Consider the following 26,684-nt stretch of genomic DNA (forward strand, 5'->3'; position numbering starts at 1 on the left):
GTGCGGGTTCGCGCCGCAAGCGCGCTCAGTTGGCCATCGGCGTGGCCGCTATAATGCGCACTTGTGCAACCGTTGCCGCGCCCCGCGCGTGGCGTCTCTGATCGCCTATGCGTTTCGACCTGGAGCGGCCCCTGCAGTCCGCTGTTGCGCATCGTGTCGCGGTGCTGCTGATCAATCTGGGCACGCCAGACGCGCCCACGCCGCGCGCCGTGCGCCGCTATCTCGCGCAGTTTCTGTCCGATCCGCGCGTGGTCGAGATTCCTGCGCCCATCTGGCAGGTGATCCTGCGCGCGCTGATTCTGCCGCTGCGCGGCCGTTCGTCGGCGAAGAAATATGCGGCGGTCTGGACGCCCGAAGGCTCGCCGCTGCGCGTGCACACGCAAAAGCAGACCGACGGCCTGCGCCATCTGTTGCACATCAACGATTACACCGTGCTCGTCGATTACGCGATGCGCTACGGCACGCCCGACATCCCCGCGATGCTCAATCAGCTCAAGCTCGCGGGCGCCGAGCGCATCCTGCTCGTGCCGATGTATCCGCAGTATTCGGCGTCGACCACGGCCACCGCTTTCGACGCCGCTTTTGCTGCACTGCGGCGTATGCGCAACCAGCCGGAAATCCGCACGGTGCGTGCGTATCACGACCATCCGGCCTATATCGGCGCGCTGGCGGCTCAGGTGCAGCAGTACTGGCAGGCGCATGGCCGGCCCGATTTCGCGTCCGGCGACCGCCTCGTGCTCAGCTTCCATGGCGTGCCGAGCCGCACGCTCGATCTCGGCGATCCGTATCACGACCAATGCCAGCAGACCGCTTCGCTGCTCATGCATGCGCTGGGTCTCTCGACGGTCGAATGCCGCGTGACGTTCCAGTCGCGCTTCGGCAAGGCGCAATGGCTGCAGCCCTACACGGCGCCCACGCTCAAGGAATTGGGGCAGGGCGGCGTGCGTCGCGCCGATGTGTTTTGTCCCGGTTTTACGGCCGATTGCCTCGAAACCATCGAGGAAATCGGCATGGAAGTGCGCGACGAATTCCTGCACGGCGGCGGCAAGGAATTCCATCGGATTCCGTGCCTGAACAACTCGCCCGCGTGGATTTCAGCGCTGGGAGAGATCGTTGCGCAGAACCTGCAAGGCTGGCCGGTGCAGGCGCCGGCGCATGCGGGCGCGGTGGCCTGATCGAGTCGCAAGACACCGGGTCCAGCACGAGGATTGTCAGCAGAGCGTCACGTATGAACTACAAGATTTCCACCGAACCCGGCGCGCGTCTGCGCATCGACAAATGGCTGTGGGCGGCGCGCTTTTTCAAGACACGCTCGCTGGCGACGGACGCCGTCGGCAAGGGCCATGTGCGCATTGGCGGCGAAGCCGTGAAGGCGTCGAAGGACGTGCGCGTGGGGGATCGTGTCGAAATCGAGATCGATCACGTGCGATGGGAAGTGGATGTGCTGGGAATCTGCGACGTCCGCGGCCCGGCGAGCATCGCGCAGTCGCTTTATGCGGAAACAGAGGAAGGCCGCACGAGGCGCGCGGCCGAACAGGAGAGGCGCAGGATCTTTCGCGAGCCGGCCTCCGCGTTGCACGGCAGGCCGACCAAGCGCGACCGGCGCACTATCGACAAACTTTCGCGTGAGGATTGAAGAGCGCTTCCATGGTGGCGTGCGCGCTCCCGTATTCCGTGGTGTTGTCGTTCACGGCGCCGGACATGCAGATGGTGGTGGTTCCGGCGATGAGTACCAGAGCGACCACCGAGATGGCAAAGGTCAGTTTCACGGTACTCCCCAAGGGATCGCTGCAAAACGGCCAGTCAGATGGCCCGTTGTGGTGCGTGCGGACCGGTTCGGTGGGGTGCTGAAAGCTCCGGGTAAACACCCTTGGAGCAGCACCTGTTCCTGAGTGTAGGTCAGCCGCGCGGCGCACTCAATCCGATTTTTTCCGCGCTGCAGTAATGGTTGTAACGGGCAGTTTCGGCGCTTTGATGTTTGTCTAAAAAAGCGCTGGGAAGCCCTTGAAACAGGCGATCCGGCACCCATGTGCTGTCGCAATGTACGAAGCATCTGTCGCGCTGGCGCAACGTGCCGCGGGCAGCAGGTCCAGATGGTCCGCGCTTCGTTCCCTTTTTTACTATTCAACGACGTTCAGCGACATGGAAAACACGCAAGAGAACCCGACGAGCCAGAACCCCACGCCCGCGGACGAGGCGTCGCAAGCCGCTGCCGCCGCCCAGCAGGAAGGCGCAGCGCCGGCAGCCGAAGGCGCGGACGCCGCGCTGGCCGAAGCGCAGGCAAAGATCGCCGAGCTGCAGGACGCGTTCATGCGCGCCAAGGCCGAGACGGAAAACGTCCGCCGCCGCGCCCAGGAAGACGTCAGCAAGGCGCACAAGTTCGCGATCGAAAGCTTCGCGGAACACCTGCTGCCGGTGGTCGACAGCCTCGAAGCCGCGCTCGCGCACGGCTCGGATGACCTCGCCAAGGTCAACGAAGGCGTCGAACTCACGCTCAAGCAACTGAGCGGCGCGCTGGAGAAGGGCAAGGTCGTTGCGATCAACCCGGTTGGCGAGAAGTTCGATCCGCACCGCCATCAGGCGATTTCGATGGTGCCGTCGGAACAGGACGCCAACACGGTCGTTTCGGTCCTGCAAAAGGGCTACGTGATCGCCGAGCGCGTGCTGCGTCCGGCGCTGGTCACGGTTTCCCAGCCGAAGTAAGCAGGCAGATAAGCAGAAACGCGCAGCACCCTCAATAAAGGGCCCGGTTCGGTCGATAACTGCCGTAACCGGTCGCCCGACCAGCGCTTCGAATTTCGCCTGAAAAATCGCTGCCAACGGCCTTTATGAAAGGCATTCGAAAGCGAAGGGTGGCGCATTTTCCCGAACATCGCGAAAATGCCTCCCCGATTGAAAAAAAACAACGAACGCATAGCCCAAAGCTCTTGAAAACGCCGTCTCGGCACTTATTTGGGCAGCAGTTCTGAATTTATTGAGGCGTTCACGCCAGCCACAAGATGAGCGGCGGTACGCAACAGCGGATCAAAATTGGAGAATTGAGAAAAATGGGCAAAATCATCGGTATCGACCTCGGCACCACGAACTCGTGCGTGGCGCTGATGGAAGGCAATCAGGTCAAGGTGATCGAGAACTCGGAAGGCGCTCGCACGACGCCGTCGATCATCGCCTACATGGACGACAACGAAGTGCTGGTCGGCGCGCCGGCCAAGCGTCAATCGGTCACGAACCCGCGCAACACGCTGTACGCCGTCAAGCGCCTGATCGGCCGCCGCTTCGACGAAAAGGAAGTGCAGAAGGACATCAACCTGATGCCCTACCAGATCGTCAAGCACGACAACGGCGACGCATGGGTTGCAGCACACGGCCAGAACCTCGCACCGTCGCAGGTGTCGGCTGAAGTTCTGCGCAAGATGAAGAAGACCGCTGAAGACTACCTCGGCGAGCCGGTCACGGAAGCCGTGATCACGGTTCCCGCGTACTTCAACGATAGCCAGCGTCAAGCCACCAAGGACGCAGGCCGCATCGCCGGCCTGGAAGTCAAGCGCATCATCAACGAGCCGACCGCAGCCGCACTGGCATTCGGTCTGGACAAGGCTGAAAAGGGCGACCGCAAGATCGCCGTGTTCGACCTGGGCGGCGGCACGTTCGACATCTCGATCATCGAAATCGCAGATGTGGACGGCGAAATGCAGTTCGAAGTGCTCTCGACCAACGGCGACACGTTCCTCGGCGGCGAAGACTTCGACCAGCGCATCATCGATTACATCATCGGCGAATTCAAGAAAGAGCAGGGCGTCGACCTCTCGAAGGACGTGCTCGCGCTGCAACGCCTGAAGGAAGCCGCTGAAAAGGCCAAGATCGAACTGTCGTCGGGCCAGCAGACCGAAATCAACCTGCCGTACATCACGGCAGACGCATCGGGTCCGAAGCACTTGAACCTGAAGATCACGCGCGCCAAGCTGGAAGCGCTGGTCGAAGACCTGATCGAGCGCACCATCGAGCCGGCTCGCGTCGCGATCAAGGACGCAGGCGTGAAGGTGAGCGACATCGACGACGTGATTCTCGTCGGCGGCCAGACGCGTATGCCGAAGGTGCAGGAGAAGGTCAAGGAGTTCTTCGGCAAGGACCCGCGCCGTGACGTGAACCCGGACGAAGCCGTCGCCGTTGGCGCCGCGATTCAAGGCCAGGTTCTGTCGGGCGACCGCAAGGACGTGCTGCTGCTCGACGTCACCCCGCTCTCGCTCGGTATCGAGACGCTCGGCGGCGTGATGACGAAGATGATCAACAAGAACACCACGATCCCGACCAAGCACGCTCAGGTCTACTCGACGGCTGACGACAGCCAGTCGGCCGTGACGATCAAGGTGTTCCAGGGCGAACGCGAAATGGCAGCGGGCAACAAGCTGCTGGGCGAGTTCAACCTCGAAGGCATCCCGCCCGCACCGCGCGGCGTGCCGCAGATCGAAGTGAGCTTCGACATCGACGCGAACGGCATTCTGCACGTCGGCGCGAAGGACAAGGCGACCGGCAAGGAAAACCGCATCACGATCAAGGCGAACTCGGGTCTGTCCGAAGCCGAAATCGAGAAGATGGTGAAGGACGCCGAAGCGAACGCGGAAGAAGATCACCGTCTGCGTGAGCTGGCCGACGCGCGCAACCAGGGCGACGCGCTGGTTCACAGCACGAAGAAGGCCGTGGCCGAGTACGGCGACAAGATCGACGCGTCCGAAAAGGACAAGATCGAAGCCGCGCTGAAGGACCTCGAAGACACGCTGAAGGATTCGTCGGCTGACAAGGCGACGATCGACGCGAAGGTCGAAACGCTGTCCACGGCTTCGCAGAAGCTCGGCGAAAAAATGTACGCCGACATGCAGGCACAGCAGGCAGGTGCTGCTGGCGCGGCCGGCGCTGCAGGTGCAGCCGGTGCCGAACAAGGCGCGCAGAACCAGGCCGACGACGTCGTCGACGCCGAGTTCAAGGAAGTCAAGAAGGACTAAGCGTCCGCATGCCGAGGCCGCAACCGTTTCCGGTTGTGGCCAACGCAACGAGGACGGCAGCGGCCGCATCGGTTACGATGCGCACTGCATTGCAGCGCCTGGCGGGCCTTTACGGCTCTCCGGGCACATTTGTTTTATGGAGGCCGTTCTTTTTCAGGGGCCGCATGCGCGTGAAAAACGCGTGCGCGGGGTTCAAAAAGAGCGGCTAACGGGTCACGAGATCCAGCATTCAAGAGGAGCCGGCGTGCGCGCAGCGTGCGGCCGGCGTTGAACCGATATGGCGAAACGGGATTACTACGAGGTTCTGGGCGTCGCGAAGAACGCGAGCGACGACGAAATCAAGAAGGCGTATCGCAAGCTGGCGATGAAGTACCACCCCGACCGCAATCCGGACAACAAGGATGCGGAAGAGCATTTCAAGGAGGTCAAAGAGGCCTATGAAATGCTGTCGGACTCGCAAAAGCGCGGCGCCTATGACCAGTACGGCCACGCGGGCGTCGATCCCAATATGGGCGGCGCGGGCGCGCAGGGCTTCGGCGGTTTCGCGGACGCTTTCGGCGACATCTTCGGCGATATCTTCGGTCAGGCGGCCGGCGGTCGCGGCGGCCAGCGCAGCGGCCCGCAGGTGTATCGCGGCGCAGACCTGCGCTACAGCATGGAAATCACGCTGGAGCAGGCAGCACACGGCTACGAAACGCAGATCCGCGTGCCGGGCTGGAGCGGCTGCGAAGTCTGTCACGGTTCGGGCGCGAAGCCCGGCACCAAGCCGGAAACCTGCCCGACCTGTCACGGTTCGGGTTCGGTGCGCATGTCGCAGGGCTTCTTCAGCATCCAGCAGACCTGCCCGAAGTGCCACGGCACCGGTTCGTACATTCCTGAGCCCTGCACGGCCTGCCACGGCGCGGGCAAGGTAAAGGAAACCAAGACGCTGGAAGTGAAGATTCCGGCCGGTATCGACGACGGCATGCGTATCCGTTCGGCCGGCAACGGCGAGCCGGGTATCAACGGCGGTCCGTCGGGCGATCTGTACGTCGAAATCCACATCAAGCAGCACGCGGTCTTCGAGCGCGACGGCGACGATCTGCATTGCCAGATGCCGATTCCGTTCTCCACGGCAGCGCTGGGCGGCGAGATCGAAGTGCCGACGCTGGCCGGTCGCGCGACGTTCCCGGTCCCGGAAGGCACGCAATCGGGCAAGACGTTCCGTCTGCGCGGCAAGGGCATCAAGGGCCTGCGTTCGAGCATTGCCGGCGATCTCTACGTGCACGTGCAGGTGGAAACGCCGGTCAAGCTCACCGACCACCAGCGCGAACTGCTCCAGCAGTTCGAGAAGTCGCTCGTGGAAGGCGGTTCGCGTCACAGCCCGCAGAGCAAGAGCTGGTTCGATCGCGTGAAGAGCTTCTTCGATTGATGCGCGGTTTCCCGGCTTTGCGGGACCGCAGGCAGTACAGGTAGTCACACAATGGCAGGTAACTCAGGCGGCGCGGTATTCGCGCTGCTCGACGATGGCGACTCGACGGCCGCAAGCCGTTCGAGCCGTCTGTATACGGGGTTCGCGCGCGAACTTGCGTGCGAACGCCCGGCGGATCTCGACGCGGTGTGCGCGCAGGTGCGTGCGGCGCAGGACGCGGGGCTGCACAGCCTCGTGCTCGGCGACTACGACTTCGGGCGCGCGCTCGTGTTCGACAAGCAGCGCACCGCCCTGACGCGGGCAACCCCCTCTGTTGAAACGACCGGAACGCAGCACGGCCACGCCGCGCTGCGTTTTTTATTGTTCGAACGCTGCGAAAAACTCTCGCGCGATCAAGCCGATGCCTGGCTCGCCGCGCAGGAAAGCAGCGAGACGCCGCAGCCCGCCGGTATCGCAGGCGTGACGATGGGCGTCGATCGCGAGCGCTTCGAGCACGATATCGGCGCGGTGCAGGACGCGCTGCGCATCGGCGATTCGTATCAGGTCAATTACACCTACCGGCTCGAGTTCGAGGCGTTTGGCACGCCGGTGGCGCTTTATCGGCGTTTGCGCGAGCGTCAGCGCGTTCGTTACGGCGCGCTCATCGCGCTGCCGGGCGATCGCTGGGTGCTGTCGTGCTCGCCCGAGCTGTTCGTCGAGAAGCAGGGCGAAACGCTGCGCGCCAGGCCGATGAAGGGCACCGCCGCGCGCTCGGCCGATCCGCTCGAAGATGCAGCGGCTGCGCGCTTTCTCGCCAACGATCCCAAGAATCGCGCCGAAAACGTGATGATCGTCGATTTGCTGCGCAACGATGTGTCGCGCGTGGCGCAGACGGGCTCGGTGCGCGTGCCGGCGCTGTTCAGCGTCGAGCCGTATGCGTCGGTGTGGCAGATGACCTCGACGGTCGAAGCGAAGCTGCGCGAAGGCACGACGTTCGCCGAAGCGATGCGCGCGCTGTTCCCCTGCGGTTCGATCACGGGCGCGCCCAAGCATCGGACGATGGAGTTGATCGACGCGCTCGAGCATGGTCCGCGCGGGCTGTACACGGGCACGATCGGCTGGCTCGATGCGGCGCGCGACGGCGAGGCGTGCGGCGATTTTTGCCTCTCGGTGGTGATCCGCACGCTGACGCTCGAAGCCGCGAATGTGGCGAACGCGGCGAATGCGGCGAATGCAGGTTTGCGCCGCGGCGAAATGGGCGTGGGCGCGGGCATCGTGCTCGACAGCGTGGCCGCCGACGAATACGAGGAGATGCGTTTGAAAGCCCGTTTCCTGACCGAAGCCGATCCCGGCATCGAACTGTTCGAAACGATGTACGCCACGCGCGCGCAGGGCGTGCGTCACCTCGAACGTCATCTGGTGCGTCTCGCGTCGAGCGCGGCGTGGTTCGGTTTTCCGTGCGATGTCGATGGCTTGCGCGCGCGCCTCGCGCAAGCCTGCGCCGAATGGACGGACGACGATGCGCCGCATCGCGTGCGGGTCGCGCTCGCCAAAAGCGGCGAGATCGCGCTGACGCATGCGCCGCTCGCGCCTTTGGCGCACGACACCGTTGGCGTGCTGCTGGCGCCTGATCATGGCTTCGCGCCGGTGGAATCGGCCGATGCGCTGTTGCTGCGCAAATCCACGCGCCGCGCCGACTTCGACCGCGCATGGCGCGAGGCCGAAGCTCAAGGCGGCTTCGACATGCTGTTCTTCAACGAACGCGGCGAGCTGACCGAGGGCGGGCGCTCGAACGTGTTCGTGAAGATCGACGGTCAATGGTGGACGCCGCCGCTCGCCTCGGGCGTGCTGCCGGGCGTGATGCGCGGCGTGCTGCTCGACGACGAAACCTTCGGCGCGCAGGAACGCGTGCTCACACGCAACGAGGTGCTCGAAGCCGAAGCGCTGATGCTCACGAATGCGCTGCGTGGCGCGGTGCCGGCAGTCCTGGTCCGGCGAGCGATGTAGCGCGCTTGAACCGCTGATTTCGAGACGAAGGCAGAATCGGTTTAGAGTGGACGGGGCGGCAACGGTGATTCCGTTACCGCCCCGTCTGCATTGATGGCGCAGACAAACGTCTGCAATCGATACTGCTGGCAGCACCGGTCACGAAATCAGGCGATGGACGATGGAAGCCTTTGAACATGCCTTTGAACAAGCGCTGCAGGCTCACGAGGCCGGCCGTCTCGACGAGGCGCGCGACGGTTATCTGCGTGTGCTGGAAAGCCAGCCGGATCACGCGCAGGCCTGGCATCTGCTCGGGTTGATCGAGTATGCGCAAGGCGCCAACGGCAAGGCGATCGCACTGATCCGCAAGGCGATTGCGATCAGCGACACGGCCCTGTTTCATGACAATCTCGGCAGCGTGCTCTCGAGCGAGAACGATCTGGCCGCCGCCGAAGCGGCGTGGTTGCAGGCCATCGAACTCGATTCGAGCTGCACGTCTTCGTACTACAAACTCGGCACACTATGGATGGGGCAAGGCTATGTCGAAGCGGCGGAGGCCGCGCTGCGCCGGGCGATTGAACTGGACCCGCGCCACGTCGATGCGCACCTGAATCTCGGCATTCTGATGGGCGAGCGCGGCTGGTTCGACGAAGCCCAGGTCAGCCTGCGCCACGCGCTCGCGATCGAACCTGCCAACGCTCGCCTGCACCAGAATCTCGGCTGGTTGCTGGTGAAAGCCCAGCGCTATCGTGAAGCCGAGGCGTGTTATCGCCGTGCGATCGAACTGCTGCCCGGCTCCGCAATGCTGTATTCCGGCCTCGCTTCGACGCTCACTGGCCAGGCGCGTTTCGACGAAGCCGAGTTAGCCTGCGCCCACGGCCTGGCGCTCGATCCGCAATGCGCCGATCTGCACGTCAACCACGGCACCATGCTGCTGCGCGCCGAACGGCGCGACGAGGCGGAAGCCGCATTGCGCCGCGCGCTCGAACTCGACCCCGGCAATCTGCGCGCGCAATTCAATCTCAGCCATATCGAGCTCAAGGACGGCCGCTACGAAGAAGGATGGCGCGGATTCGAAACGCGTACCGCGGTCTTCAAGGAAACCGCCCATCTGCCGCCACTGGCGTCGCAATGGCCGCAATGGCAAGGCGAGCCGTTACGCGGCAAATCGCTTCTGGTGTTGTGCGAACAGGGGCTGGGCGACAGTCTGCAGTTCATCCGCTATTTGCCGATGTTGAAGGCTTACGGGCCGGCGCGGCTCACGGTCCTTTGCCAGCCGCCTTTGAAGCGCCTGTTCGAAGGTATCGAGGGCATCGACGTCAGGGCGCAGTCAGACGCAATCGATGCGATACCCCGGCACGACTTCTGGTGTCTCATGATGAGCTTGCCGCTGCGCTTCGGCACCACGCTGGCCACGATTCCCGCCGCGGTGCCTTATCTGCGCGCACCCGCGCCGTTGATCGCGCAATGGCAGGCTCGTTTGCCGTCGTCGGGCTTCAAGGTCGGACTGGTCTGGGCCGGCGATTCACGTCCCCATCTGCCCGATCTGCAGGCGACGGACGCGCGCCGCTCGCTCCATGCGCGTGCGTTCGAGCCGTTGCTGGATACGCCCGGCGTGAGTTTCGTGAGTTTGCAGTTCGGCGCGGCAACGCGGGCGCAACTCGATGAGATCGACGCGCACTGGCGTCCCGTGGACCCGATGGGCGGCGTCACGGATTTCGCCGATACGGCCGCCATCGTCGCCTGTCTCGATCTCGTGATTACCGTCGATACGTCGATGGCGCACCTTGCGGGTGCGCTGAATCGTCCGGTGTGGATACTGTCGCGATTCGACGGCTGCTGGCGCTGGCTCGCCGATCGCGACGATTCGCCGTGGTATCCCTCTGCGCGGCTGTTTCGCCAGCGCCGCCCGGCAGAGTGGGGCGAGGTGATCGAGCGTGTCAGGCAGGCGTTGCAGCTACGCGCACAGGAGGCGGCGCACCCCTGAATGCGGTCGCGATGACCGCGGGGTGCGTGCCCGATGCTTCAATGAGCGTGCTTCAGAACACGTGCTCAGGGCCGGGGAACGTGCCTTCCTTCACCGCCTGCACGTAGGCGCGCACGGCCGCTTCGATATTCGGCTGGCCTTCCATGAAATCCTTCACGAAGCGCGGACGCTTGCCGGGGAAAATGCCCAGCATGTCGTGCAGCACCAGCACCTGACCCGAGCAATCCAGACCCGCGCCAATGCCGATGGTCGGAATGCGCAACTGCTTCGTGACTTCCGCGCCCAGCGCCGAGGGCACCGCCTCGATCACCACGAGTTGCGCGCCCGCGTCCTGCAGCGCGATGGCGTCGCGCACGAGCTGCGCCGCGGCCGCATCGGTCTTGCCCTGCACCTTGAAACCGCCGAACGCATGCACCGACTGCGGCGTGAGGCCGATATGCGCGCACACCGGCACCGCACGCTCGACCAGCATCTTCACGGTCGGCGCGAGCCATTCGCCGCCTTCGATCTTCACCATCTGCGCGCCCGCGCGCATCAGCTTGACCGAGCTGGCGAAGGCGTCTTCCGGCGTGCCGAAGGTGCCGAACGGCAGATCGGCGATGATCAGCGCCTTGGTCTGCGCACGCGCCACCGAAGCCGTGTGATAGGCGATGTCGTCGAGCGTGACGGGCAGGGTCGTCGTGTGGCCCTGGAGCACATTGCCGAGCGAGTCGCCGATCAGCACGGTATCGACGCCCGCGCGGTCGCACAGCGCGGAGAAGCTGGCGTCGTAGCACGTGAGCATGGCGATCTTTTCGCCCGCGTCGCGCATGGTCTGGAGCTTCGGCACGGTGATCGCGCTGCGGCTCGTTTCCTGCAGGTAAGTCATGGGAAATCCTGGGGTGATCCTTGTGAGATCCGTTAAGGATGGAGAAACCGGTCGGGCGTCGGTCTGACGAGTTTCAGAGCGACGTGCCCTTAACGAACGATTCCTTGCGTCCGCGCATCGTTTCGATACGTTCGGCGATCAGCGCAAGGTCTTCGTCGGAGTCGAGCGGGTTCAGATTCTCGACGCCGACCGTCAGCACCGGCGCGCGGTCGTAATGATAGAAAAATTCGTTGTAGCTGTCGCACAACCCACGCAGGAAGGCGTCGGAGATGTGCTGCTCCACCGGCACCGCGCGCTTCTGGATGCGCGCGAACAGGGCTTCGGGGCTTGCCTGGAGATACACCACGAGATCGGGCGGCGGCGCCTGCACGGGCAGACGCGCGGCGAGCGCGTGGTAGAGCGGCAGTTCTTCCTCGGGCAGCGTGAGACGCGCGAACACGTCGTTGCGCTCGGCGAGGAAGTTGGTCACGAGCGGCGCGCCGGACGTGCGGCGCGCGCTCACTTCATGCGACAGACGCTCGCGCTGCAACGCGACCGCCAGCTGCGCGGCCAGCGCATGGCGCGACGGATCGCGATAGAAGCGCTCGAGAAAGGGATTGTCGATGTGCGATTCGATCAGCGTCTGCATCTGCCAGCGTTCGGCCAGACGCGTGGCCAGCGCGGTCTTGCCCGCGCCGATCGGCCCTTCGATCGCAATGTAGTCGAGCGCGGGCCGGATGGCGCGCGCGGTGACGATCGGCAGCGGTGTGCTCATCGGCAAGTACCGGATTTTTTGCCGGCGTCTTTATTGGCGTCTTTATCGGCATGAGCAGCCGTGGCGGCTTCAGCGCCTTCGGGCGCGATGCCCAGGCACTGGCACAGCGGCCGCAGCTTCTCGATGCGTTGATCGGCGACGCCCGGCAGGAACGTGCTCACCACGCCCTGGCCGGGAATCACGAGCGCATCGTCGATTTCGGCGAGCGGCGCGAGCACGAAGGCGCGAGCCGTCATGCGCGGATGCGGCACGATCAGATCGGCTTCGTCGATCATGGCATCGCCGAACAGCAGGATGTCGATGTCGAGCGTGCGCGGCGCGTTGCGAAAGGGGCGTTCGCGGCCGAAATGATGCTCGATGCGCTGGCACAGGGCGAGCAGATCGTGCGCCGTGAGGCACGTTTCGAGCTTCACGACGCAATTGAAATAGTCGTCGCCGCCCGCGTCGATCGGCGCGGTGCGGTACAGACTCGATTTGGCGACCACGGTGATGGTGTGCTGTTGCGCGAGACACACCACCGCGTCTTTGAGGGTCTGGCGCGCATCCCCCAGATTTGCGCCAATTCCCAGCCAGGCAACCGTCATGGCTTCACTTCCTGCGGCTATCGTTGCAAAGGCGCTGCTGCGGCGCCCGCACGGTGCTGCGCCGGCATGGCGTCAGTCCTCGTACGGGCCGTCGTCGTCATGGTGGTGCGCCGAATCCGTTTCCGTGCCTTCGGCGCCGGTCCCGGCTTCGCCCGTTTTGCGGCCCTTCGCGCCACCACGACGGCGGCGCTTGCGCGGCGAACGTTCACGGCTGCCACCAGCGTTGAGCAGCGTTTCACGCGCGGCCGGATCGCCGCTGATGAAGTCGGTCCACCATTGACCGGTTTCCATCTCGAGCTCGCCCGACTCGCAGCGCAGCAGGAGGAAATCATACCCCGCTCTGAAGCGCGGGTGTTCCAGCAGCTTGATCGCGCTGCGGCCGCGTTTTTCGAGGCGCAGTTGCAGGCCCCAGATCTCGCGCATATCCGACGAGAAGCGGCGATGGATCGCCAGCTTTTCGGTCTGCACGTCGATCACGTCGTCCATCGCGCGATGCAGCGCCGGCACCGGGAATTCGCCCTCGGCCGTGTATTGCTGCAGACGTTGCTGGACGTCGTGCCAGAGCAGCGTGGCGAACAGGAAGCCCGGCGAAACCGGCTTGCCTGCGCGCACGCGCGCGTCGGTGTTCGACAGCGCGAGCGTGATGAAGCGCTCGCCTTGCGGCTGCTCCAGCACCACGTCGAGCAGCGGCAGCAGGCCGTGATGCAGGCCTTCCTTGCGCAGCCACTTCAGGCATTCGAGCGCGTGGCCCGAAAGCAGCAGCTTGAGCATCTCGTCGAACAGACGCGCCGCCGGCACGTTGTTGATGAGATCGGCCATTTCCTTGATTGGCGCGCGCGTGTGATCTTCGATCTCGAAGCCGAGCTTGGCCGCGAAACGCACCACACGCATCATGCGCACCGGGTCTTCGCGATAACGCGTAGCCGGGTCGCCGATCATGCGCAGCAGACGCGCGCGCATGTCGGCCATGCCGTTGTGGTAGTCCAGCACCGTTTGCGAGGCCGGATCGTAGTACATCGCGTTGATCGTGAAGTCGCGGCGCGTGGCGTCTTCGTGCTGCTCGCCCCAGACGTTGTCGCGCAGCACGCGGCCGCTGGCGTCGACGTGATGGGTCTTGCGGTCGAGTTCGTCGCGGCGCATCCGCTTTTGCGGCGCGGCCGGTGCCGCAGCAGGCGGTGCATCCACCAGCGCGCGGAAGGTCGAGACTTCGATGATTTCCTGGCCGAACTGCACGTGCACGATCTGGAAGCGGCGGCCGATGATGCGCGCGCGGCGGAACAGCTTCTGCACCTGTTCGGGCGTGGCGTCGGTGGCGACGTCGAAGTCCTTGGGCGCGACGCCCAGCAGCAGGTCGCGCACCGCGCCGCCGACGATGAACGCGCGGAAGCCCGCCTGTTGCAGACCTTCGGTCACGCGCACGGCGTTACGCGAAATCAGCGACGGGTTGATGCCATGCACGTCGGACGACAGGATCACGGGCGCGGCCGGATCGCGCGCGGCCTTACCGGCGCGCGGCTTCGTTTCCTTCTTGACCGTGACGGTCTTGCGACGCGTGCGGGTGGCGGTGCCGACGGCGGTGTCGCCGTCATGCGAGGCGGCGCGGGTGTCGTCGGCATGGTCGCCGTGTTCGCCCTGTTGGCCTTCGAGGGCGGCGTCGTCCTGGCCGAACAGCTTGCGGATGAATTTCTTGATCACGATGCCTGGAACAAATCGAGGATGCGCCAGCCTGCTTTTTGCGCGTGGGCGCGCAGGGTGTCGTCGGGGTTGGTCGCGATCGGGTCGGTGACTTTCTCGAGCAACGGGATGTCGTTGTGCGAGTCGCTGTAGAAGTAGCTGCGCTCGAAATCGGCCCAGCTCTTGCCCATCGAGGCAAGCCAGGCTTCGACGCGGGTGATCTTGCCTTCGCGGAAGCTCGGCGTGCCCGTCGGGCGGCCGGTGAATGCCGAGGCGGGGTGTCCGTCCACGGTTTCGACTTCGCACGCGATCAGCTTGTCCACGCCAAAGGCTTCGCCGATGGGCGCCGTGACGAATTCGTTCGTCGCGGTGACCATGCAGACGAGGTCGCCGGCGTCCTTGTGCTCGCGCACGAGTTCGATCGCCACCGGCAGGATGGCCGGTTTGATGACTTCGTGCATGTACTGGTCGTGCCAGGCCTTGAGTTCCGCGCGCGTATGCTTCGCGAGCGGCGTGAGGGCGGCGACGAGGTACGCGTTGATATCGAGCGTGCCGGCCTTGTACTGGCCGTAGAAGAAGTCGTTCTGCTCGGTGAAGCGCTCGGCGTCCACGAGACCGAGCTTCACCATGAAGCGGCCCCATTCGTGGTCGCTGTCGGTGGGGATCAGCGTGTGATCGAGATCGAAAAGTGCGAGATTAGCCATGGGCGCTCATTTTACTTGAAGCGGGTGAAGCCGTTGCCCGTACCGGCTTGGGCCGGCGCGGCGGGCTGCTGATCGGTTGAGGTGTCGGTCTGGCCGTCGGCGGCGCTGGGCGAGGCCTGCGCGGGCGCGGCGCGCGTGCCTGGGTCGCTGGAATCGGCGGATTCGCTGGATTCGCCAGCGGGTGTGGCATCGGGTGCGGCGGCGGCGGACGGCGGGTTCGGGCCGTGCGGATTAGCGGCGGACGGTTGATCGGCTTGATCTTCCGCTGCGGGCGGATCGAGATCGCCGTTCAGTTCGCCGCTCATTTCGTTGCTGACATCGGCGTTGACTTCGCCTTGCAGGTCGGTGCCCAGTTCACGATGCACGACGTCGCGGAATTTGACCCCCAGTTCGCCATCGACGTTATCGGTGGGCGGCTGGAACGGCTTTTCGCCGAGCGCTTCGAGCGACTCGCGCGCCTGCTGGGCCGGCGGTTTGGGCGCTTCGTAGTCGGGATCGGACGATGCGTGTTCCAGCCCTTCCTGGGGCGGGAACAGTTCGAGTTCGACGCCGGCCGGGGCGCGGGCGGACGCTTCTGCTGCATCGTCCAGTTCCGCTGCGGGATCGGCGGGATCGGCGAGATCGAGCGCGGCGTCCACCTCGGCCTGCGTCGCCAGCGCGACGCTGTCGTTGCCCGCGAGCGCCGCGGGGCTCAGCGGACCTTCGCCGCTTGCCAGCATCGTGCGCAACAGCGGCAGCGTCACCGCGCGCTTTTGCTCCAGCGAGAAGCGGTCGAGCGCGTCGAGCAGGCGCATCAGGCTCGGCATGTCGCGGCGGAAGTGCGTGAGCAGATAGGCAGGCACATCGTCGGCGAGATTGATGCCGCGCTCGCGCGCCGCCTGCTTGAGCACGGCGGCCTTGCCCGCATCCGAGAGCGGCGCGAGATGGAACACCAGCCCCCAGCCCAGACGCGTGCGCAGATCTTCGCGCACCGCGAGCCCCATCGGCGGCGCATTGCCGGTGGCGACCAGCGCCGTGCCGGGGTTCGAGCGCACTTCGTTGAAGAGGTTGAAGAGGGCGATCTGCTGCGCGCCCGTGAGCGAGTCGCAGTCGTCCACGGCGTAGATCGTCACGCGCGCATCGAAGGTGAAGGCGGCGAGACCGCTTTGCGGCCCGAGATAGCGCACATGGCCCGGCGGCGCTTCATAGGCCAGCGAGCGCAGCAGATGCGAGCGGCCGTTACCCGGCTCGCCCCAGACGTAGAACGTGCGGTCGGCCTTCGGATCGACGCCCGCGGCGAGCGCGGCATCGAGCCCGCGCAGGCGCGCGACCAGCTCCGCGTTGGCGCCGGTGTGGAAGTTGTCGAAGGTCGATGGCGGCGGAGTGCCGAGATCGAGCGTTAGCTGTCGCTGCACGGTATGTGTGGCCGAAGTCCCGGGTCTCTCTGTGTCTGCTCGTCGTGTGTGCTTGCGGCTCAGTTACGGTAGAGCGCGCTGGCGAGATAGCTGCGGCGCAGTTCGCGCAGGGCGATCGACAGGATCGCGCTGGCCGGCAGCGCGAGCAGCACGCCGAAGAAACCGAACAATTGCCCGAAGGCGAGCAAGGCGAAAATCACCGCCAGCGGATGCAGGCCGATACGTTCGCCCACCAGCCGCGGCGTAAGGAAAAAGCCTTCGAGGACCTGGCCCACGCCGTAGATCAAGGCGACTGCGCCAAAACCATACCAGCTACCGAATTGCAAAAGTGCGGCAACGAGCGCGAGCACGAGGCCCGTCGCGTATCCGAGATACGGAATCAGCACCGCGAGGCCCGTGAATACGCCCACCGGCAACGCCACTTCGAAGCCCGCAATCGACAGCGTGATCGCGTAGAAGGCCGCGAGAATCGCCATCACCAGCAACTGGCCGCGCAGATATTGCGCGAGCATGCGATCCATTTCGCCCGCCAGTTCCATGGTGCGCGCGAACCAGCGGCGCGGGATGAAGGTCTGCACGCGCGCGAGCATCGCGTTCCAGTCGTACAGCAGATAGAACAGCACGAGCGGCACCAGCACGGCGTTCGAGACCACTTCGAGCGCCACGTTGCTGCTGGTGCGGATCGAGGTCCACGCGTAGAGCGCGATGGTCTGCGCGCTGCCTTCGACGCGGCTCGTGATCATGTCGCGCAGGCTCTGGAAATCGAGCATGTCGTCGCTTACGCCGAGAAACGCGAGCTTGGGCGTGAGCCAGTCGTGCAGATGCGTGATCATCGCGGGCACCTGCTGCTTGAGCTGCGGCCCTTCCTTCTGGATCACGGCGAGCAGCAGCACGACCAGCATCGTCACGACCAGCGCGAAAAACAGCATCATGGTGAGCGCGGCGAGACCGCGCGGCACGCGCCGGCGCACCAGCCAGGCCACGCCAGGCTGCAGCACGTAAGCCAGCAGGCCGCCGAGCAGGAAGGGCGTGAGCACCGGGCGCAGCAGCCACAGCACGATGCCGAAGGCGAGCGCGAGCGCAGCCCAGATAAAGGCCTGACGCTGGTACGGCGTGAAAATCGGTGTGTTCTGCGACAAAACGTGGTTTTCCGCGTAGTTTTCCGGTTGGTGTGCGGGCTGGCGAAGTCGTAGCCGGACATTTTTTTGCCGGTGTTTCGCCTTGTCTCCTGCCCGTTCTGGCGCGCCGCAGCGCGGCTGCTTTTGCCGCACTCGTGCCGCGCGTCTTACCCTCGTCCCAAAATACTCACCCTGGGCGCGGGGGCGGGGCGCCGTCAATCGGTTAAAATCGCATTTTACCGACCTTCTGGCGCTTCCCCATGAATCAACCGAAATCCGGCCCCGCTAATCAGGAACAAGGCCTCTCCTACGCCGACGCTGGCGTCGACATGGTCGCGGGCGACGCGCTCGTCGACCGCATCAAGCCGTTTGCGAAGAAGACCCTGCGCGAAGGCGTGATGGGCGGCATCGGCGGATTCGGCGCGCTGTTCGAAGTGCCGAAGCGTTACAAGGAACCGGTGCTGGTTTCGGGCACCGACGGCGTGGGCACCAAGCTGCGCCTCGCGTTTCATCTGAACAAACACGACACGGTCGGCCAGGATCTCGTCGCGATGAGCGTCAACGACATCCTCGTGCAGGGCGCCGAGCCGCTGTTCTTCCTCGACTACTTCGCCTGCGGCAAGCTGGACGTCGATACGGCGGCCACGGTCGTGCAGGGCATCGCGCAAGGTTGCGAACTGTCTGGCTGCGCGCTGATCGGCGGTGAAACGGCCGAAATGCCGGGCATGTACCCGGACGGCGAATACGATCTGGCCGGTTTCGCGGTTGGCGCGGTCGAAAAGAGCAAGATCATCGACGGCAGCACCATCACCCCGGGCGACGTGGTGCTGGGGCTGGCTTCGAGCGGCATCCACTCGAACGGTTTCTCGCTGGTGCGCAAGATCATCGAGCGCGCGAACCCGGACCTGAACGCCGACTTCGACGGCCGCTCGCTGGGCGACGCGCTGATGGCGCCCACGCGCATCTACGTGAAGCCGCTGCTCAAGCTGATGGAAACCATCACCGTGAAGGGCATGGCGCACATCACCGGCGGCGGTCTGGTCGAAAACATTCCGCGCGTGCTGCGCGACGGCCTCACGGCTGAGCTCGATCACGCCGCATGGCCGCTGCCGCCGCTCTTCTCGTGGCTGCAGAAGGAAGGCGGTGTCGCCGATGCGGAAATGCATCGCGTGTTCAACTGCGGCATCGGCATGGCCGTGGTCGTGGCAGCCGATCAGGCCGACGCAGCCGCTGCACAGCTGGCAGCAGCGGGCGAGCAGGTCTGGAAGATCGGCTTCGTGCGCGAAAGCCGCGAAGGCGAAGCGCAGACCGTGGTGGTCTGAGGCGACCCCGTCTGAGCCGACCCCGTCTAAGCCGACCCGGTCCTGGCGCAAAAAAGCCCGCCAATCTGGCGGGCTTTTTTCATGGTGCGCGGTAAAGCGTCACAACACCGTGCGCACGTGCCACAACTCCGGGAACAGCACCACATCGAGCATCTTGCGCAGATACGGCGCGCCATTGGTGCCGCCCGTGCCCTGCTTGAAGCCGATGATGCGCTCCACCGTCGTCACGTGGCGGAAGCGCCACTGACGGAACGCGTCCTCCAGATCGACGAGTTCTTCGGCCATCTCGTACAGATCCCAGTGCTTCGAGGGATTGCGATAAATCTCCAGCCACGCGGCCTCGACGCTCTTGTCGTGCTCCGTCGCCTCGCTCCAGTCGCGCGTCAGGCGTTCCGGCGCGATCGCAAAACCGCGCCGCGCGAGCAGGCGGATCACTTCGTCGTAGAACGACGGCGCTTCGAGCGTCGCCTTCACCTGCGCGTGAATCTCGGGCCGATGCTCGTGCGGCTTGAGCATCTGCGCGTTCTTGTTGCCGAGCAGAAACTCGATCATCCGGTACTGGTACGACTGAAAGCCCGACGAAGCGCCCAGATACGGCCGCATCGCCGTGTATTCCGAAGGCGTGAGCGTCGAGAGCACGCTCCACGCCTGCACCAGTTGTTCGAGGATGCGCGAGACGCGCGCAAGCTGCTTGAACGCCGGCGGCAACGCGTCGCGATGCACGTTGGCGAGCGCCGCACGCAGTTCGTACAGCGCGAGCTTCATCCAGAGTTCGCTGGTCTGATGCTGGACGATGAACAGCATCTCGTTGTGATCGGGCGAAAGCGGATGCTGCGCATTGAGCACCGAATCCAGCCCAAGGTAATCGCCGTAGCTCATCGACTTCGAGAAGTCGAGCTGCGCGTCGTGCCAGCCTTCGCCCTGTTCTGCCTCTGCGGCGGCGGCCGAGGGCTGCGTGGCGCTTTGCGCCGGCGCAGCGCCGTGGCCGAACGGACAACCGCCGCGCGGCGCTTCGTTCGGCGTGTTCGCGTCCTCGGGCACACCCGGAATCTGCATATGGTCGTTCATCGCGCGCTCCTCAGGTCACCGCGCCGCGCGCAGCGAATTCGGGCTTGCGCCAGTATTCGGTCGCGAGCACATCGCGCAGCGTTTCGACGGCGTCCCAGACATCGACGTAACGCACATAGAGCGGCGTGAAGCCAAAGCGCAGCACGCGCGGCTCGCGATAGTCGCCGATCACGCCGCGCGCGATCAGCGCCTGCATCACCTCGTAACCGTGCGGATGCTCGAAGCTCACATGCGAGCCGCGCTGCGCGTGATCGCGCGGCGTGACGAGCGTGAGGTCGAGGCCGGCGCAACGCGTTTCCACCAGTTCGATGAAGAGATCGGTGAGCGCGAGCGACTTGGCGCGGATCGCCTGCATATCGGTTTGCAGGAACACGTCGAGACCGCATTCGATGAGCGCCATCGACACGATCGGCTGGGTGCCGCACAGATAGCGGCCGATGCCGTCGTCCGGGCGATAGGTCGGGTTCATTTCGAACGGCGACTTGTGGCCCCACCAGCCCGACAGCGGCTGCGAAAAGCTGTTCTGGTTGCGCTTGGGCACCCACACGAAGCCCGGCGAACCAGGACCGCCGTTCAGGTATTTGTACGTGCAACCCACGGCGTAGTCGGCGTTCACGCCGTTCAGGTCGACCGGCACCGCGCCCGCCGAATGCGCGAGATCCCACAGCGCCAGCGCGCCTTGTGCGTGGATGTGTTCGGTGAGCGCGCGCATGTCGTGCATCTCGCCGGTGCGGTAGTTCACGTGCGTGATCATCGCCACGGCCACGTCGTCGCGGATCGCGGCGGGCAGCTCGGACGGATCGTCCACGAGACGCAGCTCGTAGCCGCGATCGAGCTGCTCGATCAGCCCTTGCGCGATGTACAGATCGCTCGGAAAGTTCGAGCGCTCGGAGACGATCACGCGGCGCTTCGGATCGCGCTCGTTCTGCACGCGCAGCGCGGCGGACAGCGCCTTGAAGAGGTTGATCGAAATGGTGTCGGTGACCACCACTTCGTTTTCGGCCGCGCCGATCAGCGGGGCGAGCTTGTTGCCCAGACGGCGCGGCAGCGCGAACCAGCCGGCGGTGTTCCAGCTGCGGATCAGGCCTTCGCCCCATTCGCCGCCGATCACGGCCTGGGCGCGCGCGGCGCTGGCGCTCGGCGGCACGCCCAGCGAGTTGCCGTCGAGGTAGATGGTTTCGGGGGCGAGCGTGAATTGCTCGCGCAGAGCCGCGAGCGGGTCGGCGCGGTCGGCGGCCAGGGCTTCGTTACGGTCGTTCATATCGATGGCGAATCGTGTAGGTGTCGGGGGGCGATTGCAGGGCAACCGGGTTTCTTTCAGTGCGTTTTATGCGGGCAACGCGCGCAGCACGGCGCGCACGGGGCTGGCGTCGAGCGTCGCGAACTTCAGCGGCAGCGCGATCAGCTCGTAGTCACCGGCCTCGATTTCATCGAGCACGATGCCTTCGAGAATCGCCATGCGATGCGCGCGGATGCGGTGATGCGAGTCCATCGTCTTCGATTCCTGCGGGTCGAGCGAAGGCGTATCGATACCGATCAGACGCGCACCGCGCGCCGCCAGCAGATCGACGGTTTCGGGCGCGACGGCACAGAACGCGCTGTCCCAGCGATCCTGCGGCGCCTTTGCGTAAGTGCGCAGCAACACGCGCGGCGGCAGGTTATCGAGCGCGCCTTCCACGTGTTCGGGCAGCACGAGCGGCGCGGAGCCCATGCAATGAATGACACGGCACGCGCCGATATACACGTCGAGCGGCACTTCGCCGATCGGTGCACCTTCGGCGTCGTAGTGCAGCGGCGCGTCGGTGTGCGCGCCGGTGTGCGGCGAGAGCGTCACGCGCGCCACATTGACCGGCGAGCCGGCTTCCATGCGCCAGACGCGCTCGACGTTGACGGTCGTGTCGCCCGGCCAGACGGGCGTGGCGGGGTGGATCGGCGGGGAAATATCCCAAAGGTTTTTCATCTTGATGACAGGGTTGTCCGCGTGTTGTTCGAATGATAGGCAACCGCTTGCGAAATGTGCTTGCGAAAAAAACGTCTTACGCTACAGTTCTTGGCACATAATTTGTTACAAGACGGGAAAGGGGACCAAATATGAACGCTATCTCGCTCGACGCCACCGATTGCCGGATTCTTTCCGTGCTGCAGAACGAGGGCCGTATCAGTAATCTCGATCTGGCCGAACGTATTTCACTGTCGCCGTCCGCGTGTCTGCGGCGGCTGCGCCTGCTGGAAGAGCAGGGCGTGGTCGAGCGCTACCGCGCCAGTCTGAACCGGGAGATTCTCGGTTTCGAGATGGAAGCCTTCGTCCAGGTGTCGATGCGCAACGACCAGGAAAGCTGGCACGAGCGCTTTGTCACGGCGTTGCGCGACTGGCCCGAGGTGGTGGGCGCCTACGTGGTGACGGGGGAAACGCACTATCTGCTGCGCGTGCTGGCGCACAACCTCAAGCACTACTCGGATTTCGTGCTCAACAAGCTCTACAAGGCGCCGGGCGTGATGGATATCCGCTCGAACATCGTGCTCACGACGCTCAAGCTGGACGCGGGCGTGCCCGTCGAGCTGATCGCGCAGCGCGGCGAGCCGAAAGCGCCTTGAATGGGTTCTGATGTTTGCTGAGCCGACGCGCAAAAACGCAAAGCCCGGCGCATGGGCCGGGCTTTCGGTGCTGCTGTCTTCGGCCTAGAGCGGCTCGATCTGATGAAAGCCGCCGCCGTGGAATACCAGCGGCGAGGCCTGATCGAGATCCTCGCGCACGCCGCAGCGCTCCACTTCGCCGACGAAGATGACGTGATCGCCTTCGTCGTAGCGGCTGCGGTTATGGCACTCGAACCAGGCAATCGCGCCGTCCAGCACCGGCATGCCCGAGTCGCCGGCCGCGTGCGAGACGCCTTCGAAACGGTCGCCCTTCACGGTGGCGAAGCGCTTGCAGAGGTCGAGCTGCGACGCCGCGAGCACATTCACCACATAATGGCTGTTGCTGCGGAACACGGGCATCGACGCCGAACGCGTCGCCAGGCTCCAGAGCACCAGCGGCGGATCGAGCGACACCGAGTTGAACGAACTCGCGGTAATGCCGATGAGCTGGCCGTCGGGCGCACGGGTCGTAATGACCGTTACGCCGGTCGCGAACTGGCCGAGCGCGCGGCGAAACGCAGCGACGTCGAAGTTGGGCGGGCTGGCGCGGCGGGTCATCGCGGCGCGCCTTGGGGCAGGACGGGCGCAGCGGGCACGAAGCCGGCGCGCGGAGCGGAAGTCGGAATGAACGTCATGTGGAATTTCGGCGAATTGCCCCAATTTTAGCCAAAAGCAGCGGGCGACTGGGTGTATAGACCCACTCGCGCAGCGGTTACCGCGTATTGCGCGTGGCGCGCCCGCCCTCATCAAAGGAGAGTTGAGCATGAGTCAGACGATCGAAACGGCCACCCTGGGCGGCGGATGTTTCTGGTGTCTCGAAGCGGTCTATCTGCGCGTGGACGGCGTGGAAGCGGTGGAATCGGGCTATGCGGGCGGCCAGACCGTCAATCCGACCTACGAGCAGGTCTGCGACGGCGCAACCGGCCACGCGGAAGTCGTGAAGGTCGATTTCGATCCCGCGAAGATCAGCTATCGCGAGATTCTCGACATTTTCTTTGCGATCCACGATCCGACCCAGTTGAACCGCCAGGGCAACGACGTCGGCACGCAGTATCGCTCGGCGATCTTCACGCACTCGCCGCAACAGGCGGAGATCGCCGGGCAGGCAATCCGCGAACTGGCTGCCGAAGGCGTCTACGACGGCAAGATCGTCACGCAGGTGCTGCCGCTCGACGGCAACTACTTCCCGGCCGAGGCGTATCACCAGAACTACTTCGCGCAGCACCCGGATCAGGGTTATTGCGCGTTCGTGGTGGCGCCGAAGGTGGCGAAGTTCCGGCAGAAGTTCGCGCATCGGCTCAAGGCTTGAGCGGGCGCCGTCAAGACACGTTGAGCAAACGCGTCGATCAATTCGGGTAGTTCGCGGCGGCGGGCGCGGTTCGAGGTTTCGAACCGCGCCCGCCGCTTTTTTATGGCGCCGATTCGCCGGATTCTGAACGCAATCGCGCCATTTCCTCGCCGATCGCCTGACCGAGCTTCTGGCACGTCAGCGGCGCCGATCCTTCCGCCTTGTTGTTGGTCGTGATCAGCACCGGCTGGCCCGCGATCGCATAGCGCGCGGCCAGTTCGGCGAGCGCGTCGCGCGTGTGCGGATCTTCGTCGACGAGCTTGTCGAACGGTTCGTAGCGCGCTTTCGCCTGTTCGTACTTGAAGCCGCTATGCAGGCTCCAGCGCACGATCAGCGGCCCGGCGGGCGCTTCGCCGTCCATCAGCGCGAGCGCGGCCGCCTGGCGCAGCGGGTCCGGCATGCGCGCGTGCAGCCCGACGCAGTAGCGCACGCCCGCCGCGCGCAGCATGCGCACGAAACGCGGCGTCAGCAGAATGCCGTCGCGGATCTCGACGGCGTAGCAGGTCGCGTCGCCCGGCGCGGCGTCTTCGGCGGGCGCGGGCAAAGGCGGCAGCGCGGCGAGAAAGGCGCCCAGACGCTCGACGAACACGGTGGGATCGGCGAGCAGTTGATCGGGCAGCGGCGGGAACTGGAACACCAGCGCGCCCGCTTTCGCGCCCAGACCGGCGAGGCAAGGTTCGATGAAATCGCGCGCGGCGATTTCGGCGCTCAGAAAGCACGGGTTCGCCGAGACCGGCTCGCCGCGATCGCCGCGCACGCTCGCATCGGTGACGAGCGCGGGCGCCTTGACGATAAAGCGGAAGTGATCCGGCACCTGCTGCGCGTAACGCAGGTAGTCGGTGACGGTGAGCGGCGCGTAGAACGAGCGGTCGATGCTCACCGAGCGCAGGAGCGGATGCGCGCCATAGGCCGCGAGGCCGTCGCGCGCGAGCTTCGAATTGCTGTAATCGTCGCCGTAGACGATGCCGTTCCAGCCCGGAAACGACCACGACGATGTGCCCAGACGCACGCTCGCGGGTAGAGCGGCGGCCACGTCCAGCACGTCCGGCGTGGGTTCGGCGGGCAGCACGCCGCGCGCGCGGCGTTTGGGTTTTCCGGGGGCGTCGGCGGGGCGGGGCGGCTTTGCTTCGCGATCGGTCTCGGCAGCGGCATCGGCCTCGACCGACGAAACGCGCGCCGCACGCTTCGGTGGCGGCTCGGGCGGCACGAAGCCGAACAGATCGGTCTGGGTTTCGGCAGGGCGTTCGGCGCTGGCGCTGCGCCGCGTGCGAGGCGCGCCACGCGAGCCGCGCGCATCACCGCCGCCTTGAGGCGCCGATGTCGGTCCATCCTGATCCAGCGCCCCAAAAAGGCCGTCGTCGCGTTCGTTCATGCAGGTTTCAAGGTGGCGAGCGAGGGCGGTCGGTGAAAAAAGCCGCCCGCCTCACTCGCACCGGCGCATCAGAGCGGCTTCTCGTAGATATAGCGGCGCGACCACGGCAGCGTCGCCGCGCTGCGGCCGGCCTTGCGGCAGACGATCTGATAGATCGACACGTCGTCGTGCTCGAACGCGTAGGCGCAGCCCGCCAGATACACGCGCCAGATGCGGAATTTCTCGTCATCGACGAGTTGTTTCGCTTCCTCGGCGCGCGCCTCGAAGTTATCGGCCCACAGGTCGAGCGTGTGCGCATAGTGACGGCGCAGGCTCTCCACGTCAACCGCTTCCAGCCCGCCGCGCTGCGCCGCTTCGAGCGCGAGGCTGATATGCGGCAGCTCGCCGTCCGGGAACACGTAACGGTCGATGAACTCGCCGCCGCCAAGCGCCGTCTCGCCGCTTTCCGCGTCGCTCGAGGTGATGCCGTGATTCATGGCGATGCCATCGTCGGCGAGCAGTTCGCGCACTTTCGTGAAGTAGCCCGGCAGATTCTTGCGCCCGACGTGCTCGAACATGCCCACGCTGGTGATGCGATCGAACTGGCCCTGAATGTCGCGATAATCCTGCAGACGGATTTCGATGCGATCGCCGAGCCCGGCCGCCTTCACGCGTTCGGTGGCGAGATCGAACTGGTTCTGCGAGAGCGTCACGCCCACGCAGCGCGCGCCGAACTTCTGCGCCGCGCGCAGCACCAGCGCGCCCCAGCCGCAGCCGATATCGAGCAGCGTTTGACCTTCCTGCAACTGGATCTTGGTGAGGATGTGGTCGATCTTCTTGATCTGCGCGGTGGCGAGATCTTCATCGCCGTTCTCGAAATACGCGCACGAATAGACCATGTTCTCGTCGAGCCAGAGCTTGTAGAACTCGTTCGAGACATCGTAGTGATACTGGATGGCTTTTTTATCGGTGCTCTTCGAGTGCGTGAAGTAGCGGCGCATGCGCGTGAGCTTGCTGGCGCTCGTGACCGTATTGCGGGCAAGCGAATAGCCGATGTTGATGATATCGGCGACCTTGCCTTCGATATCGATCTTGCCCTTCACGTAGGCCTCGCCGAGATTGTCGAGGCTCGGTTCGAGCAGCAGCGGCAGCGCCGAAATCGTGTTGACCTTCAGCGTGACCTGCGGCGCGGCGAAGTGGCCGAAGTCGTATTGCTGGCCGCTCCAGAGCACGAGCCGTGCGGGCAGATTGGCCTTGGTGCGCACATCGTCGACCCACTGTGCGAGTTTTTTCTCCCAGAACATGCGTTTTTCTCCTGTCGTCCCAAGCGGGTTGTTTGCGGCCGGTGAGGGGCGATCGGACGTGATCGCGCGTTTCCAGCCGAAAGACAAAAGCGGTAGGCAATGCGTGCTACGAGGCAAAACTGACTGACGCGGCGCCGGCGTCCAGTGGGCGATGGCGCGCTTGTATCGGGTGATGCGGGTGTTGCAGATGATGCGGCG

23 protein-coding genes and 1 pseudogene are annotated in these 26,684 nt (G+C 64.9%); 10 read left to right on the plus strand and 14 right to left on the minus strand.

Going from position 1 to position 26,684, the window contains the following annotated elements; translation table 11 throughout:
- Positions 1 to 107 precede the first annotated feature (107 nt).
- Together hemH and U5A67_RS01125 are read left to right on the plus strand one after the other, a co-directional pair.
- Positions 108 to 1,175 (plus strand): ferrochelatase, encoded by a 1,068-nt coding sequence (gene hemH / locus U5A67_RS01120; RefSeq protein WP_321815985.1) that lies wholly within the window; start codon positions 108 to 110, stop codon positions 1,173 to 1,175.
- A 53-nt stretch (positions 1,176 to 1,228) separates the two neighbouring features.
- On the plus strand, positions 1,229 to 1,636 hold the full coding sequence (locus U5A67_RS01125; RefSeq protein WP_205981369.1) for an RNA-binding S4 domain-containing protein: 408 nt from the start codon (positions 1,229 to 1,231) through the stop codon (positions 1,634 to 1,636).
- Here the strand turns inward: U5A67_RS01125 and U5A67_RS01130 are convergent.
- Positions 1,608 to 1,769, minus strand: coding sequence for a hypothetical protein (locus tag U5A67_RS01130; RefSeq protein WP_321815986.1), 162 nt, complete (start codon positions 1,767 to 1,769; stop codon positions 1,608 to 1,610). The genes U5A67_RS01125 and U5A67_RS01130 overlap by 29 nt on opposite strands.
- A 373-nt stretch (positions 1,770 to 2,142) precedes the next feature.
- Here U5A67_RS01130 and grpE point away from each other — a divergent pair, with 373 nt between their 5' ends.
- The 5 genes from grpE to U5A67_RS01155 all read left to right on the plus strand — a co-directional run bounded on the left by grpE (position 2,143) and on the right by U5A67_RS01155 (position 10,363).
- Entirely contained in the window at positions 2,143 to 2,703 is a 561-nt protein-coding gene (gene grpE / locus U5A67_RS01135) for a nucleotide exchange factor GrpE (RefSeq protein ID WP_205981368.1), read from the plus strand.
- A gap of 344 nt (positions 2,704 to 3,047) precedes the next feature.
- Positions 3,048 to 5,000, plus strand: coding sequence for a molecular chaperone DnaK (gene dnaK, locus U5A67_RS01140; protein WP_205981367.1), 1,953 nt, complete (start codon positions 3,048 to 3,050; stop codon positions 4,998 to 5,000).
- A 277-nt stretch (positions 5,001 to 5,277) separates the two neighbouring features.
- Positions 5,278 to 6,411, plus strand: coding sequence for a molecular chaperone DnaJ (gene dnaJ, locus U5A67_RS01145; protein ID WP_205981366.1), 1,134 nt, complete (start codon positions 5,278 to 5,280; stop codon positions 6,409 to 6,411).
- A 51-nt stretch (positions 6,412 to 6,462) separates the two neighbouring features.
- Positions 6,463 to 8,397, plus strand: coding sequence for an aminodeoxychorismate synthase component I (pabB, locus tag U5A67_RS01150; protein WP_321815987.1), 1,935 nt, complete (start codon positions 6,463 to 6,465; stop codon positions 8,395 to 8,397).
- Positions 8,398 to 8,557: 160 nt separating this feature from the next.
- On the plus strand, positions 8,558 to 10,363 hold the full coding sequence (locus tag U5A67_RS01155; protein WP_321815988.1) for a tetratricopeptide repeat protein: 1,806 nt from the start codon (positions 8,558 to 8,560) through the stop codon (positions 10,361 to 10,363).
- 52 nt (positions 10,364 to 10,415) lie between these two features.
- On the opposite strand, the gene panB is transcribed toward U5A67_RS01155, so the two are convergent.
- From panB to U5A67_RS01190, 7 genes and pseudogenes are all read right to left on the minus strand, one after another.
- Complete coding sequence (panB, locus tag U5A67_RS01160; protein ID WP_205981363.1) at positions 10,416 to 11,231, minus strand: 3-methyl-2-oxobutanoate hydroxymethyltransferase; 816 nt, start codon at positions 11,229 to 11,231, stop codon at positions 10,416 to 10,418.
- Positions 11,232 to 11,304: 73 nt separating this feature from the next.
- Positions 11,305 to 11,985 (minus strand): deoxynucleoside kinase, encoded by a 681-nt coding sequence (locus tag U5A67_RS01165; protein ID WP_205981362.1) that lies wholly within the window; start codon positions 11,983 to 11,985, stop codon positions 11,305 to 11,307.
- Positions 11,982 to 12,569 (minus strand): 2-amino-4-hydroxy-6-hydroxymethyldihydropteridine diphosphokinase, encoded by a 588-nt coding sequence (gene folK, locus U5A67_RS01170; protein WP_205981361.1) that lies wholly within the window; start codon positions 12,567 to 12,569, stop codon positions 11,982 to 11,984. The genes U5A67_RS01165 and folK overlap by 4 nt, the downstream gene beginning before the upstream one ends.
- A gap of 72 nt (positions 12,570 to 12,641) precedes the next feature.
- Positions 12,642 to 14,264, minus strand: a complete 1,623-nt coding sequence (gene pcnB, locus U5A67_RS01175; RefSeq protein WP_205981360.1) for a polynucleotide adenylyltransferase PcnB — start codon at positions 14,262 to 14,264, stop codon at positions 12,642 to 12,644.
- Positions 14,261 to 14,947: an HAD family hydrolase gene (locus U5A67_RS01180; protein WP_205981359.1), complete on the minus strand. Its 687-nt coding sequence runs from the start codon at positions 14,945 to 14,947 to the stop codon at positions 14,261 to 14,263. Before U5A67_RS01180 ends, pcnB begins: the two co-directional genes overlap by 4 nt.
- Positions 14,948 to 15,648: 701 nt before the next feature.
- Positions 15,649 to 16,341 (minus strand): annotated as a pseudogene (hda, locus tag U5A67_RS01185) (DnaA regulatory inactivator Hda); the annotation flags it as partial.
- 59 nt (positions 16,342 to 16,400) lie between these two features.
- A complete protein-coding gene (locus tag U5A67_RS01190; RefSeq protein ID WP_205981358.1) occupies positions 16,401 to 17,480 on the minus strand; it encodes an AI-2E family transporter in 1,080 nt (359 codons plus the stop codon).
- A gap of 239 nt (positions 17,481 to 17,719) precedes the next feature.
- On the opposite strand from U5A67_RS01190, the gene purM reads away from it, so the two are divergent.
- Complete coding sequence (gene purM, locus U5A67_RS01195; protein WP_321815989.1) at positions 17,720 to 18,781, plus strand: phosphoribosylformylglycinamidine cyclo-ligase; 1,062 nt, start codon at positions 17,720 to 17,722, stop codon at positions 18,779 to 18,781.
- A gap of 99 nt (positions 18,782 to 18,880) precedes the next feature.
- Here purM and kynA read toward each other — a convergent pair whose 3' ends face one another.
- From kynA to kynB, 3 genes are all read right to left on the minus strand, one after another.
- The gene (gene kynA / locus U5A67_RS01200; RefSeq protein WP_321815990.1) at positions 18,881 to 19,849 is read right to left on the minus strand and encodes a tryptophan 2,3-dioxygenase; all 969 of its coding nucleotides are present in this window, start codon (positions 19,847 to 19,849) and stop codon (positions 18,881 to 18,883) included.
- Positions 19,850 to 19,859: 10 nt separating this feature from the next.
- On the minus strand, positions 19,860 to 21,110 hold the full coding sequence (gene kynU, locus U5A67_RS01205; RefSeq protein WP_321815991.1) for a kynureninase: 1,251 nt from the start codon (positions 21,108 to 21,110) through the stop codon (positions 19,860 to 19,862).
- Positions 21,111 to 21,176: 66 nt separating this feature from the next.
- Positions 21,177 to 21,809: an arylformamidase gene (gene kynB / locus U5A67_RS01210; RefSeq protein WP_321815992.1), complete on the minus strand. Its 633-nt coding sequence runs from the start codon at positions 21,807 to 21,809 to the stop codon at positions 21,177 to 21,179.
- 131 nt (positions 21,810 to 21,940) lie between these two features.
- On the opposite strand from kynB, the gene U5A67_RS01215 reads away from it, so the two are divergent.
- Positions 21,941 to 22,444, plus strand: coding sequence for an Lrp/AsnC family transcriptional regulator (locus U5A67_RS01215; RefSeq protein WP_205981353.1), 504 nt, complete (start codon positions 21,941 to 21,943; stop codon positions 22,442 to 22,444).
- A gap of 84 nt (positions 22,445 to 22,528) precedes the next feature.
- On the opposite strand, the gene U5A67_RS01220 is transcribed toward U5A67_RS01215, so the two are convergent.
- The gene (locus U5A67_RS01220) at positions 22,529 to 23,041 is read right to left on the minus strand and encodes a flavin reductase family protein (RefSeq protein WP_205981352.1); all 513 of its coding nucleotides are present in this window, start codon (positions 23,039 to 23,041) and stop codon (positions 22,529 to 22,531) included.
- A 205-nt stretch (positions 23,042 to 23,246) separates the two neighbouring features.
- Between U5A67_RS01220 and msrA the strand changes: the two genes are divergently transcribed.
- Complete coding sequence (msrA, locus tag U5A67_RS01225; RefSeq protein WP_321815993.1) at positions 23,247 to 23,792, plus strand: peptide-methionine (S)-S-oxide reductase MsrA; 546 nt, start codon at positions 23,247 to 23,249, stop codon at positions 23,790 to 23,792.
- 100 nt (positions 23,793 to 23,892) lie between these two features.
- Here msrA and U5A67_RS01230 read toward each other — a convergent pair whose 3' ends face one another.
- Positions 23,893 to 25,203 carry a DUF72 domain-containing protein gene (locus tag U5A67_RS01230; protein WP_321814225.1) on the minus strand — a complete coding sequence of 437 codons (1,311 nt, stop codon included), beginning with the start codon at positions 25,201 to 25,203 and terminating at the stop codon, positions 23,893 to 23,895.
- A gap of 68 nt (positions 25,204 to 25,271) precedes the next feature.
- A complete protein-coding gene (locus tag U5A67_RS01235; protein ID WP_321814226.1) occupies positions 25,272 to 26,486 on the minus strand; it encodes a cyclopropane-fatty-acyl-phospholipid synthase family protein in 1,215 nt (404 codons plus the stop codon).
- Positions 26,487 to 26,684 lie beyond the last annotated feature (198 nt).

Source organism: Paraburkholderia sp. J69-1, assembly GCF_905220255.1.
Lineage (GTDB): Bacteria > Pseudomonadota > Gammaproteobacteria > Burkholderiales > Burkholderiaceae > Paraburkholderia.

Excerpts from the sequence above, each read along its gene's own strand:
- U5A67_RS01165 (WP_205981362.1), bottom strand. The coding sequence starts at position 11,985 with ATGAGCACACCGCTGCCGATCGTCACCGCGCGCGCCATCCGGCCCGCG.
- U5A67_RS01215 (WP_205981353.1), top strand. The coding sequence starts at position 21,941 with ATGAACGCTATCTCGCTCGACGCCACCGATTGCCGGATTCTTTCCGTG.
- U5A67_RS01230 (WP_321814225.1), bottom strand. The coding sequence starts at position 25,203 with ATGAACGAACGCGACGACGGCCTTTTTGGGGCGCTGGATCAGGATGGA.
- kynB (WP_321815992.1), bottom strand. The coding sequence starts at position 21,809 with ATGAAAAACCTTTGGGATATTTCCCCGCCGATCCACCCCGCCACGCCC.
- hemH (WP_321815985.1), top strand. The coding sequence starts at position 108 with ATGCGTTTCGACCTGGAGCGGCCCCTGCAGTCCGCTGTTGCGCATCGT.
- U5A67_RS01125 (WP_205981369.1), top strand. The coding sequence starts at position 1,229 with ATGAACTACAAGATTTCCACCGAACCCGGCGCGCGTCTGCGCATCGAC.
- grpE (WP_205981368.1), top strand. The coding sequence starts at position 2,143 with ATGGAAAACACGCAAGAGAACCCGACGAGCCAGAACCCCACGCCCGCG.
- purM (WP_321815989.1), top strand. The coding sequence starts at position 17,720 with ATGAATCAACCGAAATCCGGCCCCGCTAATCAGGAACAAGGCCTCTCC.
- dnaK (WP_205981367.1), top strand. The coding sequence starts at position 3,048 with ATGGGCAAAATCATCGGTATCGACCTCGGCACCACGAACTCGTGCGTG.
- panB (WP_205981363.1), bottom strand. The coding sequence starts at position 11,231 with ATGACTTACCTGCAGGAAACGAGCCGCAGCGCGATCACCGTGCCGAAG.
- kynU (WP_321815991.1), bottom strand. The coding sequence starts at position 21,110 with ATGAACGACCGTAACGAAGCCCTGGCCGCCGACCGCGCCGACCCGCTC.
- U5A67_RS01180 (WP_205981359.1), bottom strand. The coding sequence starts at position 14,947 with ATGGCTAATCTCGCACTTTTCGATCTCGATCACACGCTGATCCCCACC.
- pabB (WP_321815987.1), top strand. The coding sequence starts at position 6,463 with ATGGCAGGTAACTCAGGCGGCGCGGTATTCGCGCTGCTCGACGATGGC.
- dnaJ (WP_205981366.1), top strand. The coding sequence starts at position 5,278 with ATGGCGAAACGGGATTACTACGAGGTTCTGGGCGTCGCGAAGAACGCG.
- kynA (WP_321815990.1), bottom strand. The coding sequence starts at position 19,849 with ATGAACGACCATATGCAGATTCCGGGTGTGCCCGAGGACGCGAACACG.
- U5A67_RS01220 (WP_205981352.1), bottom strand. The coding sequence starts at position 23,041 with ATGACCCGCCGCGCCAGCCCGCCCAACTTCGACGTCGCTGCGTTTCGC.
- msrA (WP_321815993.1), top strand. The coding sequence starts at position 23,247 with ATGAGTCAGACGATCGAAACGGCCACCCTGGGCGGCGGATGTTTCTGG.
- folK (WP_205981361.1), bottom strand. The coding sequence starts at position 12,569 with ATGACGGTTGCCTGGCTGGGAATTGGCGCAAATCTGGGGGATGCGCGC.
- U5A67_RS01235 (WP_321814226.1), bottom strand. The coding sequence starts at position 26,486 with ATGTTCTGGGAGAAAAAACTCGCACAGTGGGTCGACGATGTGCGCACC.
- U5A67_RS01155 (WP_321815988.1), top strand. The coding sequence starts at position 8,558 with ATGGAAGCCTTTGAACATGCCTTTGAACAAGCGCTGCAGGCTCACGAG.